The sequence below is a fragment of the Blautia sp. SF-50 genome, from assembly GCF_900101315.1.
In the GTDB taxonomy this organism is placed as follows: domain Bacteria; phylum Bacillota; class Clostridia; order Lachnospirales; family Lachnospiraceae; genus Blautia_A; species Blautia_A fusiformis.
In genome coordinates this window covers 144,090-161,815 of the sequence record NZ_FMUW01000004.1, presented here as the reverse complement: position 1 = coordinate 161,815, position 17,726 = coordinate 144,090, and the positions used below count along the sequence as shown (strand labels likewise).

13 protein-coding genes and 1 pseudogene are annotated in these 17,726 nt (G+C 46.6%); 4 read left to right on the top strand and 10 right to left on the bottom strand.

Annotation, left to right across the window (positions count from 1 at the left end; genetic code table 11):
• Nucleotides 1–39 precede the first annotated feature (39 nt).
• The 3 genes from BLP57_RS04220 (at nt 40) to aroD (ending at nt 3,937) form a co-directional block, all read left to right on the top strand.
• On the top strand, nt 40–2,037 hold the full coding sequence (locus tag BLP57_RS04220) for an oxidoreductase (RefSeq protein ID WP_092069603.1): 1,998 nt from the start codon (nt 40–42) through the stop codon (nt 2,035–2,037).
• Nucleotides 2,038–2,259: 222 nt separating this feature from the next.
• Nucleotides 2,260–3,138, top strand: a complete 879-nt coding sequence (locus tag BLP57_RS04215) for a shikimate dehydrogenase (RefSeq protein WP_092069600.1) — start codon at nt 2,260–2,262, stop codon at nt 3,136–3,138.
• Nucleotides 3,139–3,175: 37 nt separating this feature from the next.
• On the top strand, nt 3,176–3,937 hold the full coding sequence (aroD, locus tag BLP57_RS04210; RefSeq protein ID WP_015527030.1) for a type I 3-dehydroquinate dehydratase: 762 nt from the start codon (nt 3,176–3,178) through the stop codon (nt 3,935–3,937).
• A 236-nt stretch (nt 3,938–4,173) separates the two neighbouring features.
• Here aroD and BLP57_RS04205 read toward each other — a convergent pair whose 3' ends face one another.
• The 5 genes from BLP57_RS04205 to BLP57_RS04185 form a co-directional block, all read right to left on the bottom strand.
• On the bottom strand, nt 4,174–5,556 hold the full coding sequence (locus tag BLP57_RS04205) for a hypothetical protein (RefSeq protein WP_015527029.1): 1,383 nt from the start codon (nt 5,554–5,556) through the stop codon (nt 4,174–4,176).
• Nucleotides 5,557–5,788: 232 nt separating this feature from the next.
• On the bottom strand, nt 5,789–6,988 hold the full coding sequence (locus tag BLP57_RS04200) for an MFS transporter (protein ID WP_092069597.1): 1,200 nt from the start codon (nt 6,986–6,988) through the stop codon (nt 5,789–5,791).
• 5 nt (nt 6,989–6,993) lie between these two features.
• Nucleotides 6,994–7,875, bottom strand: a complete 882-nt coding sequence (gene aroE, locus BLP57_RS04195; protein WP_015527027.1) for a shikimate dehydrogenase — start codon at nt 7,873–7,875, stop codon at nt 6,994–6,996.
• Nucleotides 7,876–8,019: 144 nt separating this feature from the next.
• Complete coding sequence (locus tag BLP57_RS04190) at nt 8,020–9,945, bottom strand: FAD-dependent oxidoreductase (protein ID WP_015527026.1); 1,926 nt, start codon at nt 9,943–9,945, stop codon at nt 8,020–8,022.
• Between the two features lie 113 nt (nt 9,946–10,058).
• Nucleotides 10,059–10,898: a sugar phosphate isomerase/epimerase family protein gene (locus tag BLP57_RS04185; RefSeq protein ID WP_022426446.1), complete on the bottom strand. Its 840-nt coding sequence runs from the start codon at nt 10,896–10,898 to the stop codon at nt 10,059–10,061.
• A 286-nt stretch (nt 10,899–11,184) separates the two neighbouring features.
• Here BLP57_RS04185 and BLP57_RS04180 point away from each other — a divergent pair, with 286 nt between their 5' ends.
• Nucleotides 11,185–12,093 carry a LysR family transcriptional regulator gene (locus BLP57_RS04180; protein WP_021652297.1) on the top strand — a complete coding sequence of 303 codons (909 nt, stop codon included), beginning with the start codon at nt 11,185–11,187 and terminating at the stop codon, nt 12,091–12,093.
• Between the two features lie 141 nt (nt 12,094–12,234).
• Here the strand turns inward: BLP57_RS04180 and BLP57_RS04175 are convergent, their stop codons facing one another.
• The 5 genes and pseudogenes from BLP57_RS04175 to BLP57_RS04155 all read right to left on the bottom strand — a co-directional run bounded on the left by BLP57_RS04175 (nt 12,235) and on the right by BLP57_RS04155 (nt 17,690).
• Nucleotides 12,235–13,023 carry a shikimate kinase gene (locus BLP57_RS04175; RefSeq protein ID WP_021652296.1) on the bottom strand — a complete coding sequence of 263 codons (789 nt, stop codon included), beginning with the start codon at nt 13,021–13,023 and terminating at the stop codon, nt 12,235–12,237.
• 326 nt (nt 13,024–13,349) lie between these two features.
• Nucleotides 13,350–14,249 (bottom strand): LysR family transcriptional regulator, encoded by a 900-nt coding sequence (locus BLP57_RS04170; protein ID WP_015527022.1) that lies wholly within the window; start codon nt 14,247–14,249, stop codon nt 13,350–13,352.
• A gap of 79 nt (nt 14,250–14,328) precedes the next feature.
• Nucleotides 14,329–15,000 (bottom strand): YkgJ family cysteine cluster protein, encoded by a 672-nt coding sequence (locus BLP57_RS04165; RefSeq protein ID WP_092069594.1) that lies wholly within the window; start codon nt 14,998–15,000, stop codon nt 14,329–14,331.
• Nucleotides 15,000–15,446, bottom strand: a complete 447-nt coding sequence (locus tag BLP57_RS04160) for a DUF6483 family protein (RefSeq protein WP_015527020.1) — start codon at nt 15,444–15,446, stop codon at nt 15,000–15,002. Before BLP57_RS04160 ends, BLP57_RS04165 begins: the two co-directional genes overlap by 1 nt.
• A gap of 48 nt (nt 15,447–15,494) precedes the next feature.
• Nucleotides 15,495–17,690 (bottom strand): annotated as a pseudogene (locus BLP57_RS04155) (DNA topoisomerase III).
• Nucleotides 17,691–17,726: the final 36 nt, after the last annotated feature.

Sequence of the window (17,726 nt, the reverse complement as noted above, 5' to 3'; positions counted from 1 at the left end):
AAACGATTCTATTTAAAATAACCAGGGAGGTTTTTCCAGATGAAGAATGATTATCCGCATATTTTTTCCCCATTAACCGTTAAAAATATGACTATCAAGAACCGTATTGTTATGATGCCGATGGGCACCAACTACGGTGAACAGAACGGCGAAATGAGTTTTCTTCATATCAATTATTATGAGCAGCGTGCAAAGGGTGGCACAGGTCTCATCATCGTAGAGAACGCAAGCATCGATTCCCCGCAGGGCTCCAACGGAACCACACAGCTGCGCATCGACCATGACAACTATCTGCCACGTCTTTTCAAATTCTGTGAAAATATTCATAGATACGGAACAAAGATTGCGATCCAGATCAACCATGCCGGAGCTTCTGCTGTTTCTTCCAGGATCAACATGCAGCCGGTTTCCGCATCTGACGTTCCATCCAAAGAAGGCGGCGAGATCCCGCGTCCTCTTTCCAAAAATGAGATCCTTCACATCGTAAAAAAATACGGTGAGGCTGCAAAACGTGCACAGACAGCTGGCTTTGACGCGGTAGAGATCCATGCAGGACACTCCTATCTGATCAGTCAGTTCCTCTCCCCGATCACAAACAAGCGTACCGATGAGTTCGGCGGATCTGTTGAGAACCGTACCCGTTTCTGCCGTATGGTCATCGATGAGGTAAGGAAACAGGTAGGACCTTTCTTCCCGATCATGCTCCGTCTCAGTGCGGATGAGCTGATGGAAGGCGGAAATACACTGGAGGATACTCTGGAATACCTGGATTATCTTCAGGAAGAGGTTGATATCTTTGATGTTTCCTGCGGACTTAACGGTTCCATCCAGTACCAGATCGATGCAAATTATCTCCCGGACGGATGGCGTTCCTACATGGCAAAGGCCGTAAGAGAAAAATTCAACAAGCCATGTATCTCCATGGGTAATGTCCGTGACCCGAAGGTTGCTGAGCGTATCCTGGCTGACGGTGATGCAGACCTGATCGGTATGGGCCGTGGTCTGATTGCAGACCCTGCATGGGTAAACAAGGTTGCCACAGGTCATGAGTGTGACCTCCGCAAATGTATCTCCTGTAACGTTGGCTGTGCCGGAAACCGTATCGGTGTAAACCGTCCGATCCGCTGTACTGTAAACCCATCTGTTCTTGAGGGCGATGTATATAAGAAAAAACATGTAAATAAAAACTGCAACGTGGTCGTTATCGGCGGTGGCACTGCCGGACTGGAAGCTGCCTGTACAGCCGCAGAGGTTGGATGCAATACCTTCCTTCTGGAAAAAAGCAATGAGCTTGGCGGACTTGCATCTCTGATCTCAAAGATCCCTGCAAAGAACCGTCTTGCTGATTTCCCGCACTATCTCATGCATCGTGCTGAACAGCTTGATAATCTTTACATCTTCAAAAACACAGAAGGAACACCGGAAAACATCCGCAAGTTCCATCCGAATATCATCGTAAGCTCCACCGGCTCCGCTCCGCTTCTGCCTCCGATCGCAGGACTGAAGGATCGTATTGACAACGAGAAACATAATATTTATTCTATTCTTGGTATGATCAGCCACATTAATGATTTTCCGAAGGATCTGGAAGGCAAAAAGGTTGTTGTTGTAGGCGGCGGTGCTGTAGGTCTTGATGTTGTGGAATTCTTTGCTGACAGAAACGCAGACATCTCTATCGTTGAGATGATGGATCAGATCGGACGTGATCTTGACCCGGTAAGCAAAAATGACACAAAGACCATGATGAAAAAACACAATGTACATCAGCTTACAAAAACTGCTCTCCTTGAGGTTAAGGATTCTTCCTTCCTTGTCAGGGGCGACGGTGAGCCTTATGAGCTTCCATTTGAGTACGGCTTCGTATGTCTCGGAATGAGAGCTCAGGGACAGCTTTACCAGAACCTCACAGAGGAATTTTCTTCTGAGGATGTTGAGATCATGAACATCGGCGACAGCCAGAGAGCAAGACGAATCATTGACGGTACCCAGGAAGGACGCAATATCCTTACCATTCTTGAGCAGAAAGGATACCTTTAATATTTTTCCGCTATACCCTTTCCGGGAACACTTCAATCCTTCTACCGGAAAGTGTATATAGATCTGTTACAGTTCACTCGGTGATCCGTAACATAGATTTTCCACGTCTTCCTCCCCCGCAGCCGTCCGGAGAATGTCCGCAACTTCTTCAGATCTATGTGGTGGGAGGTTTAAAAAAGACAAATCTTCATCCAGATTTTACCAATGAGAGGAGTTATTACCATGTCAGAAAGAATCACAGGACATACCGAGCTGATTGGTCTTATGGCATATCCGATCCGCCACTCCAGCTCTCCTGCCATGCAGAATGAAGCTTTTGCAAAGCTTGGCTATGATTATGCATATCTTGCATTTGAGGTTGGTGCAGACGAGATCGAGGATGCTGTAAATGCCATCCGTACTCTGAAAATGAGAGGTTCCAACGTTTCCATGCCGAACAAAACGCTGGTAGGCCAGTACCTTGACGAGCTTTCACCGGCAGCAGAAATGTGCGGCGCTGTAAACACCATCGTTAATGATCATGGTCATCTTACAGGCCATATCACAGACGGTATCGGATTTATGGCAGCACTGAAAGACAATAACATCAACGCCATCGGAAAGAAAATGACCATCGTAGGTGCAGGTGGTGCCGCAACTGCTATCGAGATCCAGGCAGCACTTGACGGTGTAGGCGAGATCGTGATCTTCAATCGCAAAGATGAATTCTGGGACCGTGCAGTATCTACGGTAGAAAAGATCAACACCAGAACTTCAAGCCATGCTGTTCTCTATGATCTGGCAGATCTTGACCAGCTGAAAACAGAAATGGCTGACAGTTATATTTTCGTAAATGCGACAGGTGTTGGAATGAAACCACTGGAAGGTCAGTCCGTTGTTCCGGACAAGTCTTACTTCCGCCCGGAGCTTATCGTTGTTGACGTGCCTTACTCCCCTCTTGAAACTGCTATGCGTTCTATGGCAAAGGAAGTTGGCTGCAAGACAATGAACGGCCTTGGCATGATGCTTTTCCAGGGCTCCGCTGCATTTGAACTGTGGACCGGCGAACCGATGCCGATCGAACATATGAAAGAGATTCTTAACATCAGATACGACGACTAAACTGCTATCTGTTCCTGTCGTATCAGAAAGGACCATTATGAAAACAGTTCAGGTAAGAAATATCACACTCGGAGAGGGAAGACCGAAGATCTGTGTCCCGATCGTGGGACAGACAAAGGATGATATCCTCCTTGAGGCAGGGACCTTCGCAAGGATCCCCGTAGACGTTGTGGAATGGCGTGTTGACTGGTTTGAGGACGTTTTTGACACAGACAAGGTTCTGGATGTGGCAAAAGATCTCCAGACCGTTTTAAAGGACACTCCGATCCTCTTCACCTTCCGTACTGCAAAAGAAGGCGGAGAAAAAGCGATCTCCAACGAAGCTTACAAAGCACTCAACATGGCTGTCGCAAAAAGCGGCTATGTAGATCTCATTGATGTAGAAGCCTTCACAGGTGAGGAGATCGTAAAAAGCATGATCCAGGAAGCACACAGCTATGGCGTAAAGGTCATCGCTTCCAACCATGATTTTGACGCAACTCCTGAGAAGGATGAGATCGTGCGCCGTCTTCGCATGATGCAGGACTATGGCGCAGATATCCCGAAAATGGCTGTTATGCCAAGAAACAAACAGGACGTGCTTACACTCTTAAGTGCCACGCTGGAAATGTCCGAGCAGTTCGCCGACCGCCCGATCATTACCATGTCCATGGCAGGTACAGGTGTTGTCAGCCGTCTCGCTGGCGAAACCTTCGGTTCCGCCCTTACCTTCGGTGCAGCTACCAAAGCTTCCGCACCGGGACAGATCAATGTCAACGAGCTTGCACAGGTTCTTGACATTATCCACAAAAGCCTGTGATCCTGTAACCTCCCATAAAAAGGATCTACGGTAGATTTTTGTAACAGAACGCGAATTATAAACCAGTTTTTAAACCCAATTGATGTAACAAATTTTTGCAATTTTAATCCCATAATAGCAAATCTATTAAAATAATAATTAAAAACAACAAATCTCATGACAAAAAGAAGAAGTGTGCTGACCCATCCAGCACACTTCTTCTTTTTCTGTTTTTTATATCTTTGTTATTCCTCTGATCAATTTTTATCCTCGATGGCATTCTCCTCTTTCTTTCTGGGGTCCCAGTTTGAAAGGAAGATATTCAGACCGAAGCCTACAGCCAGGGCCCATGCGGATGCCCATGCAGTTCCCTGGGTTGCAAGCACAGCTGCCATAACACCTGCGATCATCTTGTCACGGTCTGTTCTGCAGTAATCCATACCGATCCTTGCACAGACAAAGGCCTGAAACATCAGAGTAATGGAGGAACCGACTCCGAAGATCGGACGGAAGAAGCTTACAACCGGAATGATCAGCACACTTAAAAACGTTGCAATACGGAAGGATGCCATACCGCCGATCAGAGACTTCATGGCTTTCTTTCCCTCCTTGTAACGGATGGAAACAGATACTGTCATTCCAACCCATAACGGACCGGAAAGCGGCGGGAACGGGGCAATGACGGAAAGGATCAGGTTCCTGATGCCGCTGACCAGGTTGGAGCGGCTGGAATTGAAATCAATGTACTCATCATCTCTGGACTGGCGTGCCTCTGTAACCAGTGTCTCTGTGGTAACAAAATCACCAAAGGCGATAACATAGCATACAAGTGCCAGAGGAAGCGCTTTGACAAACATGGAGACCGGCGGGATTCCCACACCAAAGATACTTACCTGTGAGATGATCTCTTTGAACTGCGGGATCTTGATAAAGGTTCCCAGCTCCAAACCAGGCGCATCCAATTCTCCTACAAGAAGACCTACCACCATGGCGATCAGATACGGAAAAAGGTTTCCATACCTGGCAACAAGATCCAGGAATTTGTTGTTCTTTCTCTTCTCCTGATATTTATCTGAAAAGCTGATCAGGATCAGAAGGCCTACACCGGCAACGATCGCCAGCGGATACTTATGCATGTTGCCGCCCTCTCCCAGCTGTCCTGCCATAACCGTCACCGGCGCAGCAAGAAGGATACCACCCTTAACAGAATTTGGTACTGCATGGACAAATTTATCCGCAAGCTTGGTGATGCCCATAAATATGAACACGAGACCAACCAGCATCTGCAGGGCGATCATTGCCTGGATACGTTCTTTTCCCATAGGGAAGCCTTCCAGGAATACGATCGTCAGCGGAAGGGTCGGTGTGATCCATCCCGGTACAACCGGATCACCAAGTAAGCTGTGTAGCATATACAGCATGGTCTCTATGATCACACAGCTCCATGCCAGCTCATAAGGCAATCCCAGATATTGTTCCAGATAAGGAACCGCCGCCAGTGCCGTAACCCCGAGGATCAGGCCCTGGATAAACTCTACGGACTCAATTTTATAGTGAATAAACGGAAAACGAATCTGAAATGGCCCAAACGGAATGTAGGGCAGTTCGTTTTCTCTTCGCTGTCTTGCTGCACGTGCCATAACGATTCTCCTTTATCGTTTTTTTTGATAATACCTATATAGTATCTTTTATTTTGTAAGTTTGTTAATTAACAAACATTTTCAGAAACGGTAAAGTCCAATCCGGGAATTGTTCCCGAATTGGAACTTTGTTTTGCACAGATTCAGTCATCATTGTCTGTATCCATACAATGATTCACTTTTTTTACTGTAGTCAAACGGATATTCACCCCAAGGGATTTCCTTGATTCAGTCAAGCCTCTTTTCCACGGTTCATCTTAACGAACAGTGCAAGAAGGATTCCTATGAATGTCACTGCCATATTGAGAAGCAGGATCATTCTCGGAGCACTGGTTCCGGCAGTCTTTGTAATGTAGCCGGCCAGTGTCAGAATGGTGTAGTTCGCAACGCTGGATGCGATCATGACCATGGATGTTGCAGTTCCCTTGTTTTCCGGGAAGAACTCCGCAGTTGTGGAAACAGCCAGCTGAAGCACACCGCCTGCGCCTGCAAAACCGATCACAAATCCACCGATAAGACAGATTGTCGGATTCTGGATAAAGTAGCAAAGTCCCAGCATGATGAAAGAGATCATTGGATAAATGATCAGGATATTGATCTCCTTCAGTCCTTTTTTGATAAATACAGAGGAACACAGGATCGCTGCAAAGGTTCCTACTGCATAGAAGGACTGGATCTTGGAAGGATCACTTAAGTTATAAAGCTTTCCGAGCTCCTGATTACAGTTCAACCACAGCATGAATGTAGAAGAGCTTGTAAATCCGATGAGGATTGCTGCAAGAGCTGCAGGAGTGATCTTTAATTTTGCTTTTTCTTTCTTTACTGTACCTGCTGTATTTCTCTCCGGGAATGGCAGGAACAGGATCAGGATTCCATCGATAAAGATCGCAGCACCTGCAACAATAAAGATGGTTCTGTAGGACATATTCGCCGCTGCTACAAATCCGATGAGGAAAGGAAGCAGAAACTGGCTGATACACATGGAGAATTTTGTAAACAGGTTCGCTACAGAAGGATTATTTACATAGATCTCCATACATGTAGGGCTTACGCAGGTATCCAGGAAGGAGTTTGCAATACCACCTACAATAGCAAAGGCATAGGCAACTCCCATAGACGGAGCAAATGCGATTCCCATAAAGTATGCTGCATAGCAGATCACGCCAATGATCCCGCTTAATCTGCGTCCGAATTTGTCGGACAGGGGACCGGAAAACGGAAGAGAGATCAGTCTTCCAAGTCCAAGTGCGGCAATTACAGATACTACCATGCTGACATCCATAGTTCCATCACTTAAAGCCTTTGCTCCCCAGTGAGCCGCAAGCTCCGGCTTGTACTGACCCATGATGGAAGCTCCGATTCCATGGATGAAATATGTAAAATACAGCGCAATAGAAGTAATCACTAAATTTTTCTTACCTGTCTGGCTCATTTTTCTTATTTCCCTTCGTTCTCAGCCTGAAATTTCTGGTACTCATCTGTCGGCATCTCAAGACCTGTGTAAAGCTTGTAAGATGCTGCACCCTGCCACAGAAGCATTCCTTTTCCGCCTACAGCAAGCTTCACGCCTGCTTCTTTTGCTTCTTTTACCATCTTTGTCTCTGCCGGATTGTATACGCAGTCAGCAACAACAAGATCCTTATGGAACATGGATTTATCAACCAGTGTGATGTCATCATGTGGTTTCATTCCTGCAAGTGTTCCGTTCGCGAGGATATCTGCGTTTGCGATCTCTTCTCTCAGTTTGTCCTGGTCGTCAAGGCAATATACGCTTACTTTGCAGTCCGGTACTTCTTTTGCAAGCTTCTCAGCAGTTCCTTTTGCTCTGTCAAGGAATGGATCGTCAGGATTGAAGATCGCGATGGATGCAGCTCCGTCAAGGGCACACTGTACAGTAAGGGCTGTAGCTGCACCGCCTGCTCCGAGGACTACCATCTTTTTACCCTTTACATCAACACCGTGCTCTTTCAGATTGCGGACAAATCCGATACCGTCTGTGATATGTCCAACAAGTTTTCCATCCTCATTTACGATAGTATTTACAGCGCCGATGATCTTTGCTGCCGGTGAAAGCTCGTCTACACACTGAGCTACTTTGTTCTTGCAAGGCATGGTTACATTGCAGCCTCTCATTTTGAACAGACGCATTGCATCAAGAGCTGCCGGAACCTGATCCTCTTTGATATCAAATGCCATGTAAGCATAGTCCAGGTTATGGTACTGGAAGCTGAAGTTGTACATAGCCGGGGATCCTGAATGTCCTACAGGGCTTCCGATCAGTGCAAGTAAACCAGTTGTTCCTTTAATTCTCTGTTCCATTTCTTTTTACCTCCTGCATTTTTCCCTGTCAGACACCGGATATATTTTCTCCGGTGTCTGTCGGGCCATCTTTTTAATCTTTATACTGTCCGGTTTATCGGATAGTTATTTTCTTTTGTATCAATACGATCAGCGACTGGCAGATCAGATCCTGGAAGCTACCTCATAAGCCTCTTTTGTTGCATCCAGTGCACGTCTTGCACGGATAGCATCTCCGATCACATGTGTCTCAGGTACAAGGTCTTTGATCTTCTCTTCCAGAGGATTGTAGTTGCGGAATCCCATGGAAAGGATCACAGAATCATATCCTCTTGACTCGTGACGTACTCCGTCAGCGGTCTCATATTCTACCCCGTCTTCATAGAATTTGCATACCTTTGCTCCGGTGATCTCCTTGATTCCGTAGTCCTCGAAATCCTTCATCAGATATACTCTGTGCTCGTGGATCACGTCTGCACCTACGGTATCACGGAACTCGATAACAGTTACATCATGCTCCTGCTCGCCTAAAAATGCAGCTGTCTCGCATCCAACCATTCCACCGCCGACAACGAGAACCTTTTTTCCTGCTGCTCTCTTGCCATCCAGAAGGTCAGAGCCGTGGATGATAGCCGGATTGTCGATTCCCTCGATTGGAAGGATCAGAGTCTTGGAACCGGTGGCAATGATCACGCTGTCCGGCTTCTCTTCTTTGATAAGCTCCGGAGTTACCTCACAGTTCATCACGATCTTAACGCCATCCTTCTGGCAGCGATGGATGTAGCTGCGGATCATGTTTGTGATGTCACCTTTTCCCGGCGGATATGCAGCAAGTCTCATGTTTCCGCCGAGAACATCTCCTGCCTCATAAAGCGTTACCTCATGTCCTCTCTCTTTTGCGATAAATGCAGCGGAAAGTCCTGCAACACCGCCACCGATAACCATAACCTTCTTCGGCTCTTCCGCTTTCTCAAGCGGCTCTGCCTCATGACCCAGGAATGGGTTTGTCAGACAGCATACCGGATTTCCTGCATACATGTTTGCAACACAGCCCTGAAGACAGGCGATACAAGGAGTCATATCCTCAAGACGCTCTTCCTGTGCTTTCTTCGGCATAGCCGGATCTGCAAGGCTCTGACGTCCGAATGCTACAAGGTCTGCTCTTCCTTCTTTTACCATCAGCTCTGCGAACTGTGGCTCTGTATAACGTCCAACTGTGATCACCGGAATATTTACCGCACGTTTGATCTCCTCAACCTCTGCTGCAGAGAATCCACCGTGGATAACAGTCGGTGCCCACATAAACTCATCCTTGATATGAACGGCACGGGATACATGGAGTCCGTCCAGTCCGCAGCTTTCCAGATATGCTGCGATTGCTGCACTGTCGTGGACATCAAGTCCGCCCGGAACCTCATCTGCACAGTTGATTCTTGCAAGAACTGCAATCTTTCCCTGTGTTGCTTTTTTAACTTCCTCGATGATCAGACGGGAGAAACGCATACGGTTCTCAAAGCATCCGCCAAACTCATCCACTCTCTTGTTTGTTCTCGGAGAAAGGAAGGTACTTACCAGATAACCGTGTGCCATATGGATCTCAACAGCATCTGCTCCTGCTTCCATTGCTCTTCTTGCAGCCTCACCGTAGCCTTTGATCAGCTCGTAAACTTCCTCAGTTGTAAGCTGCTTCGGAATATCACGGCCGCACACTGACGGGATACTGGTTGCTGCTGTGATCGGTGCTCCTGCGTTCTTTGCATTTCCTTCCGGACCTGCGTTCTGAAGCTGGATGGACACCTTTGCTCCTTCTGCATGACATCCGTCGATAACCTTGCGGAAGCTCTCAATCGTAGAGTCGTCATAAAGACATGGTTTACGCGGGCCGCCCTTTGCGCCCTTGTGAACTACAGTAGCCTCGATGGTGATCAGACCAAATCCGCCTTTTGCTCTTTCTCTGTAATATGCAGCGGACTGCTCACTCATTGTTCCGTCTGTGTTTGCAAAGTTATTTCCCATTGGCGGAACAACAAAACGGTTCTTTACTGTCATAGGACCGATCTCGATCGGCTGAAACATCGCATTGAATTTCATATGCGTTCTCCTTTCCTTTGAAACAATCTTTTTGTTTCTTTCACGGTAACGCCCTGTCACCGGTATGACGTCGGAAACAGGGGCCCGTCTGAAATATTAGTTTCTTATATTAATTACAGTACTTCCGGCCAAGCCTCTTCCAGTACCTTCTTTGTGTTCTCATATGTATGTTTTGCAGCATACTCGATACCTTTTTCAAGGTTTGCATCGCTGATAACCTCTACGCCGATGGCATTTGGTCTGATGCCTTTTTCTTTGATCATTTTTACGAACGGTACTGTTGTTCCGATTCCTGTTCCAGGAGCAAGACGGTCATGCATGGACTCATCTCTTAAGATCGTTGTTGCATATGGTCTTTCCCATACATCGTTGATCTGGATGGATACGATCTTGTCTGCCGGGATTCCCTCAAGTACGGAAAGCTCGATCGGCTGGTTTGCTCTTACCCAGTGCCATGTATCAAGGATCAGTTTCGCATTCTCGCAGTCAGCAGCTTTTACAACAGCCCAGCCCTTTTTCACATCCGGGATTCCGCTGTATGGCATTGGCTCAACACCGATGATGTATTTGCCTGCTCTGTGGCAAAGCTCACGAAGCTTCTGTGCTGTGTACTCTACGGAATAGTTCTCCATCAGTCCGCAGTTGATCTGTTTTACGTTAAATAATTCACACATATGGAAGCAGAGCTGTTCTTTGTATTTCTGCTCATAGGAACGATGCTCCTCTGCCCACTGCACGATGTACTCAACCTCTGTTACCTTCATGTCATATTTATCCAGGATCGCCAGGATATCCTCATCGAAAAGTCCCTCATTCAGGGCATCTACGTAGGTTTCTGCTCTCAGGCCGATTCCCTCATAGCCAGCCTCTTTGGCAGCTTTTACACGGTCCTCAAATTTGCACTGATCTCCCAGTGTCCAGGAACTGATTGTGATTGGAAATTCTTTTGACATGATAATTCCTCCTGAAAATTTAAATAATTTTATTTGTTTTTTTTTAATTATTTTGTATCTTTTTTCTATAAGCATTATATAACTTTGTTAAATACAAAACAAATTGATTGTACCAGGAGAATCCATAGATTTTATCAATATATCATGTTATACTATATAAAACACATTCAGCCGTATTGCCGCCGTCACTGCATACGGCCCGGCAAATCTCTTATGTCTGTCAGACTTACCGGGGATCTGTTCGAAGTAAAACATTCAGATAAACTTACGAAAGGAGTATTGAAAAATGAATCTGTATCATCTTCGCTATTTCGTGACACTGGCTCATCTGGAGCATTATACAAAAGCTGCGGATGTTCTGGCCATCACACAGCCCAGCCTAAGTCACGCGATCTCTTCTCTGGAGGAAGAGCTTGGAGTGAAATTATTTGAAAAAAACGGACGGAATGTTTCTCTCACCAAATATGGCAAGTCTTTTCTGGAGGATGTGGAACAAACCCTGAACCGGCTGGATTCCTCCGTAAACGGTCTCCAGCTTGCAGGAAAGGGAGAAGGACAGATCGATGTGGCTTTTCTCAGAACTCTGGGTGTTGACTTTATGCCAAAGATCATCCGCAGCTTTCTTAATGCCAATAAGGGAAAACAGATCCATTTCAATCTGTTCTGTGATAAGGTTCTTACCGGCGATATCCTCACCGGACTAAAAGAGAAGAAATACGATATCGGCTTCTGTTCCAAATTTGACGACGAACCACTGATCGAATTTATTCCGGTTGCCAAGCAGGATCTGGTCGTCATCGTTCCGCCGGAACATCCTCTTGCTGAGAAATCCGAGATCCATCTGGAGGAAACGCTTCCATACAAGCAGATCATCTTCAAGAAGAGAAGCGGTCTCCGCCAGATCATTGACCAGTTATTTAAGAGCATCGGTCAGTACCCGGATGTGGCTTTTGAGATCGATGAGGATCAGGTTGCCGCAGGATTTGTTGCCAATGATTTCGGCATCTGCATTGCACCGGATATCCCGATTCTGCACTCTCTGAACCTTAAGATCCTGCCCCTTGTCTCTCCAAGCTGGCAGCGGAATTTCTACATGGCCATGCTGAAGGATGTATACCATCCGCCGGTCGTGGAAGCCTTTAAGAAATTTGTGATCGAGGAAACCTCGAGGGAGATTTTTTATAAGACCAATTAAACGATCTGTTCATCTGCAAATATATGGTCCGGATCTTTTATATCATAAAGGACAGCTGTCCGATCTCCGTTCTGTTTCTGTACGGTTTATCGGACAGCTGTCCCTTTTATATGTAAAACTATTCTGTTTTATGATCAGCAGTTATTTATTTGCCTCTGCCTCACGAAGTCTGTGGATCAGCTCCTCGCAGATCTCAAGCTCACTCTTTCCGTCTGTCTCAACAACTATATCTGCTGCTGCCTCATATTTCGCGCGACGTTTTTCCAACAGATCAGCGATAAATGAAACATTTTTGTTGTTCTCAAGTAAAGGACGGTCATGATTATCCTTTACACGTTCCAGAATCGTTTCCGGCTTTGCAGTCAGAAGTACAACACGGCCATTTTTTTTCATCTCGGTAACATTGCGCTCCCGCATCGGAACACCACCGCCACAGGATACTACAACATTCGATCTGGACTGCATCTCGATCAGAAGATTTGTCTCGAGCTCACGGAAATACTCTTCACCGTAAGTCTCAAAGATATCGGAAATGCTCATTCCCTGTCTCTCCACGATACACTGATCCATCTCCACAACATCCATGGCAAGAACATTCTTCAGATAATCGGAGATCGTAGATTTACCAGCTCCCATAAATCCGATCAGGAAGATATTATAATTGAAAAGATTTCTGGACTGGATCCTTTTACTGTTCTGTGTGATGCTTGCAAAAACATCATTGACCTCTTTCTTATGACGTCTGCCTTCCATTCTGGCTTCCAGCCATCCTTTCTGCTTCGCCTCCTGTTCCGGCTGAAGTACCGGAAGATCGTTAGCTTCCTTGTATACCATGATGTCCTCTACGATCCTGTTTCTCATAAGGAGTGCGTCCAGGATGATCTCATCGCACTGTCCAAGGCTTTCTCTTAATACTTCTAACTGGTTCATAATATCTCCTTTACTTCGTTCATTTTATTACGGATTTCCGTCATCACTTTATCACTTTAAATCAAGTATCTATCCTTATTATACCAACTGGTCATTTTTATCTCAACCCAAATTTTCATTGAATTTACGCATGTGATCTATAGATTATTTTTATATTTTTTAGGCACGGCAAAGATATCTGACGCAGGACTTCACGCTATGATGGACTGGATTGTTTGCAGTAATTTATGGAATTGCTATAGTATTCACGCCAGGATCTGTGTCAAAAAAATCTCCGCCCTTTTACAGAAGCAGAGATTTTTTACAGAAATTTTATCACCAAGATTCTACTGTATCACTTCATAGATCCGGTAATGCTTGTATATATAATCCCGGAACTGCTCCACAAGCGCACTTGGATACCGGTTTTTCATCATTCCCATGTATATGTAACGACGGCAGTGCAGATTCTCAATATTTAAGATTTTCACAGGAAGTGTATGGATCACCGGTACATCCGGCACAATGCCTACACCAAATTCCTCCGCCACCATACCTGCCAGTGCACCATCCTCTTCTACCTCAAAGGCCGTCTCCGGTGAAAGTCCTTCCTTTTCGAAAAGCTCCCGGATCACAAAATACAGTCCGCTTGCAGGGGTAAAGGTCACCTGCGGATACTGCCCCAGCTCTTTTATGGTCACTGAATTTCGGTCTGCAAGAGCATGGTTCTCAGGCACTACAGCCACCAGCTTTTCTTCTGACACCGGCACAAAGCTGATCTCCTTCTCACCCTCTGCCCGGGAACAGAAGATCACGTCGAATTTCTCTTCTTTCAGACCCCGGATCAGACTTCCGGTAGCTGCATTCTGAAAACGGAAATCAATCTTCTTCCCCTCCTGTTCATTAAGGAAGCCCCGGACAAGCTCCGGGATAAATCTGCGTCCCTGGGTATGGATATACCCGATGGAAATACTTCCTCCCGGAATCCTTGCCGCTTCCTGTATCCTCTCCACACCAAGATTCAGGATATGTAAGGAGTCCTGCACATATTTCAGAAACATTTCCCCGTATTTGGTCATGGTCACATTTCTTCCGTGACGCTCAAAAAGTGGAACCTGCAGTTCCTTTTCAAGGTTGGAGATCGCATGGCTCAGGCTTGGCTGGGTTATATCCAGCCTCTTGGCTGCTCTGGTATAATTTTCGATCTGGGCAAGAGTCACAAAATATGTGAGCTGATTTAAGTTCATATGTCAAAAAATCCTTTCTTTCCTCCGCGCGAGAGACTTTCAGGCAGGTAAGCTCAGACACCTCGCTGCCTGGTCTGTTTCACACTCCAAGGCTCAGGAGTTCTTTTCCCGCCGCAAGTCTCTCATAAAACTGCTCATAAAAATCCCGCTTCTCATCATAAGGCTTCCTGTAAAACTGGTTCACCACATACATGTTCAGGTTTCGGATCAGATCACTGTCCTCGCTCTCATAGAGAACCGACTGGACATCCAGAAGAAAATAATGCCAGTCACAGACAAATTTTTCGTAATTTCGAAAATCCGGAGTATCTACCCATTTCCGGACCTTGATCTTACTGCGGCTGGTCTTTTTGCACTCGTGGATCTGAAGGATGTATTTAAAACTCCCGTCCTCATAGTATCTTCCCAGCGGGAACAAACGGCAGAAGCCCGGACGGAAACTGTGGATGGAGCATCTTCCGTTGCCATTCAGAAATACGCATCGTTCCTCTGCCCCTGTCATCCTAAGATGCGGCAGAATATTTCCGTCTGTGACGCCAAGCTCTATTTTTCCGGTAAGCAGCTGGTCCACACTTAAGTGAAGTCCCTGACTTAACCGCCATACATCCAGCGGATCCAGTACAACAGAATCTCCCATTCCCTTACAGCAGTCAAAACAGCCCTTACAGTCCTGACAGTCTGCCTTTACCATGTCATTTGCCTCGTATAAACGACCGTCGGAAATTTCCTCCAGTGTAACCTCCCGCCGCATCAGACAAGTGCCTCCAGTCCTGTAACTCCCCAGTCCTCAGCCAGGCTTTTCAACCCGTCCAGGATCTCCTCCCTGGAATAATCGTGATCATCCAGGTAATCTACGTCCATATCATTGAGATGCAGATAAAAGGTAAGGGCAAGCTCCAGATAATCCGGATCATCTTCCTCCATGTTCATAAGAAGCTCATTTTCCGCTCCGTTGATATCACCCTCATCAGCAAGTCCGATAACCTTCTTAAAAAGCTGGTCTGCCTCTGTATAATCTGCCTCTGCTGCAGGAAGTGTATACTGCGGCATATCTCCCTTAAGAAGAAGTCTTGTGATCAGTCTTGCGATATCCTGAATATTTCCTGACATTCTGTCATCCTGTAATCCCAAATCGTTTTCCTCTCTTTCTGCTGTCCTGTTCTGCCAGACACATTTCTCCGACCGACGTATCTGCATCCGGTCCTCCGCTCATCCGAACCCCGGATATCTGGACAGGCAATTTATTTAATCCAGTTTAATTCCTGACAACGCCTGCGCAAATGCATTGTTCACCGGCTCATTGGCCTCTTTCTGCTATTTCTTAAGATAACGCTGCACATCACGCTTATTCACACCTGCACCCTCTTTGGCTCGTCTTGCCTGGAAGGATGAAAGCTTTTCTTTATAGCCGCACTGACATACAAAGGTCTCTTCTTTTCCCTTCAGAAGCATCTCCATACGCTTATGGCATTTCGGACAGCGCGCATTGGTGGTCCTGGATACTGTCTCTCTGTATCCGCATTCCCGGTCCTCGCACACTAGCATTTTGGCATTCTTTCCGTTGACTGCCAGGAGATGTTTGCCGCAGTTAGGGCACTTCTTGTTTGTCATATTGTCATGGCGGAAGGTTCCCTGTCCGCCTTTGATCTCATCTACGATCTCACAGGCATATTTACGGATCCCTGTGAGGAATTTATCCTGACGGAGCTTTCCGTTTGCAATATCACTGAGCTTCATCTCCCAGTCTGCGGTAAGCTCCGGCTTTTTCAGTTCTTCCGGAACCAGCTCCAGAAGCTGTTTCGCCTTGGAGGTAATGTAGATCTCATTACCTCTTTTTTCCATCATAAAGCTGTTGAAAAGCTTCTCGATGATGTCCGCTCTTGTGGCTACCGTTCCAAGTCCACCGGTCTCACCAAGGGTTTTTGCCGCTTTTTTGTCGTGGCTTTCCATAAAATGAACCGGATTTTCCATGGCACCAAGAAGTGTGGCCTCTGTAAATCTGGCCGGTGGTTTTGTTTTGCCTGCTGTAAGAGCTGCTCCTTCCACAGTAAGTATCTGACCTTCCGTAAGCTCCGGAAGCTTCTGGTCTTTCAACTTATCACCGGATTCCTCTTCATCCTCATCCTGCCAGCCGCCTTCATAAACCTCTCTCCACCCTGCACTTTTTACAATACGTCCGCTTGCAGCGAAAGTTTCTCCTGCTGCAGTTCCTTCCATGCTTACCAGCTCATATACAGCCGGCGGATACAGCACGCTCAGGAAACGGCGTACTACCATATCGTAAATCTTCCGTTCCTCGTTGGTCATATGATCCAGCTGTACAAACTGTTCTGTAGGAATGATGGCATGATGGTCACTGACTTTTTTGTCATCCACAAAGCCAGCACTGGTCTGGATCGGTTTATTGACCAGCGCACCGGCAAGTTTTCGATAAGGACCTGTCCCGCATGCCTGAAGACGCTCTTTAATGGTAGGAACTACATCTTTTCCTATATATCTAGAATCCGTTCTTGGGTAGGTAAGGACTTTGTGATTCTCGTAGAGCCTCTGCATGATATTCAGAGTTTCCTTTGCAGAAAAGCCGTATTTCTGATTGGCTTCTCTCTGAAGAGTGGTCAGGTCATAAAGCCCCGGCGCATAGGTCTTCTTCGGCTTTCTGGAAACCTTTGTTATGGTAAGGCTGCTTTTTCCTGCCTTTGTCTGGATCTCCTGGGCACGCTCCTTCTTAAAGGTACGGAGGCTTCCGCTTTTTCCGTCACGCCAGGTCCAGCGTACATTTCCCGCCTGCAGAATGATCCCGTAATAATCCTCCGGCTTAAATTCCCGGATTTCCTGCTCTCTTCTTGCGATCATGGCAAGGGTGGGGGTCTGCACACGTCCGCAGGAAAGCTGGGCATTATATTTACAGGTCAGTGCTCTGGTCCCGTTCATTCCCACCAGCCAGTCCGCCTCCGCCCTGGCCTGTGCCGCACGGTAAAGATCATCATAATCATGGCCGTTTTTAAGGTGGGCAAAGCCGTCACGGATTGCTTTGTCCGTTACGGATGAGATCCACAGACGCTTGATAGGTTTATGGCAGTCTGCCTTTGCAAGGATCCATCTTGCTACCAGTTCTCCCTCACGTCCGGCATCTGTGGCAATGATGATCTCCCCGATATCCTTCCTGTAAAGCTGGGTTTTCACCGCATTGTACTGCTTGGAGGTCTGGCGTATCACCACCAGTTTCATTTTCTCCGGCATCATGGGAAGCGTGGAAAGCTCCCATTTGGTATATTTTTTATCGTATTCTTCCGGATCTGCCAGTGTTACCAGATGTCCCAGGGCCCAGGTCACTACATAGGCTTTTCCTTCCAGGGTTCCGTTCCCCTTCTGACTGCAGTGGAGGACTCTAGCAATGTCTCTGGCAACGGATGGCTTCTCCGCAATTACTAATGATTTCATATTTTTTCTTTCACCTCTTACTCTTTGGAGCCTGTT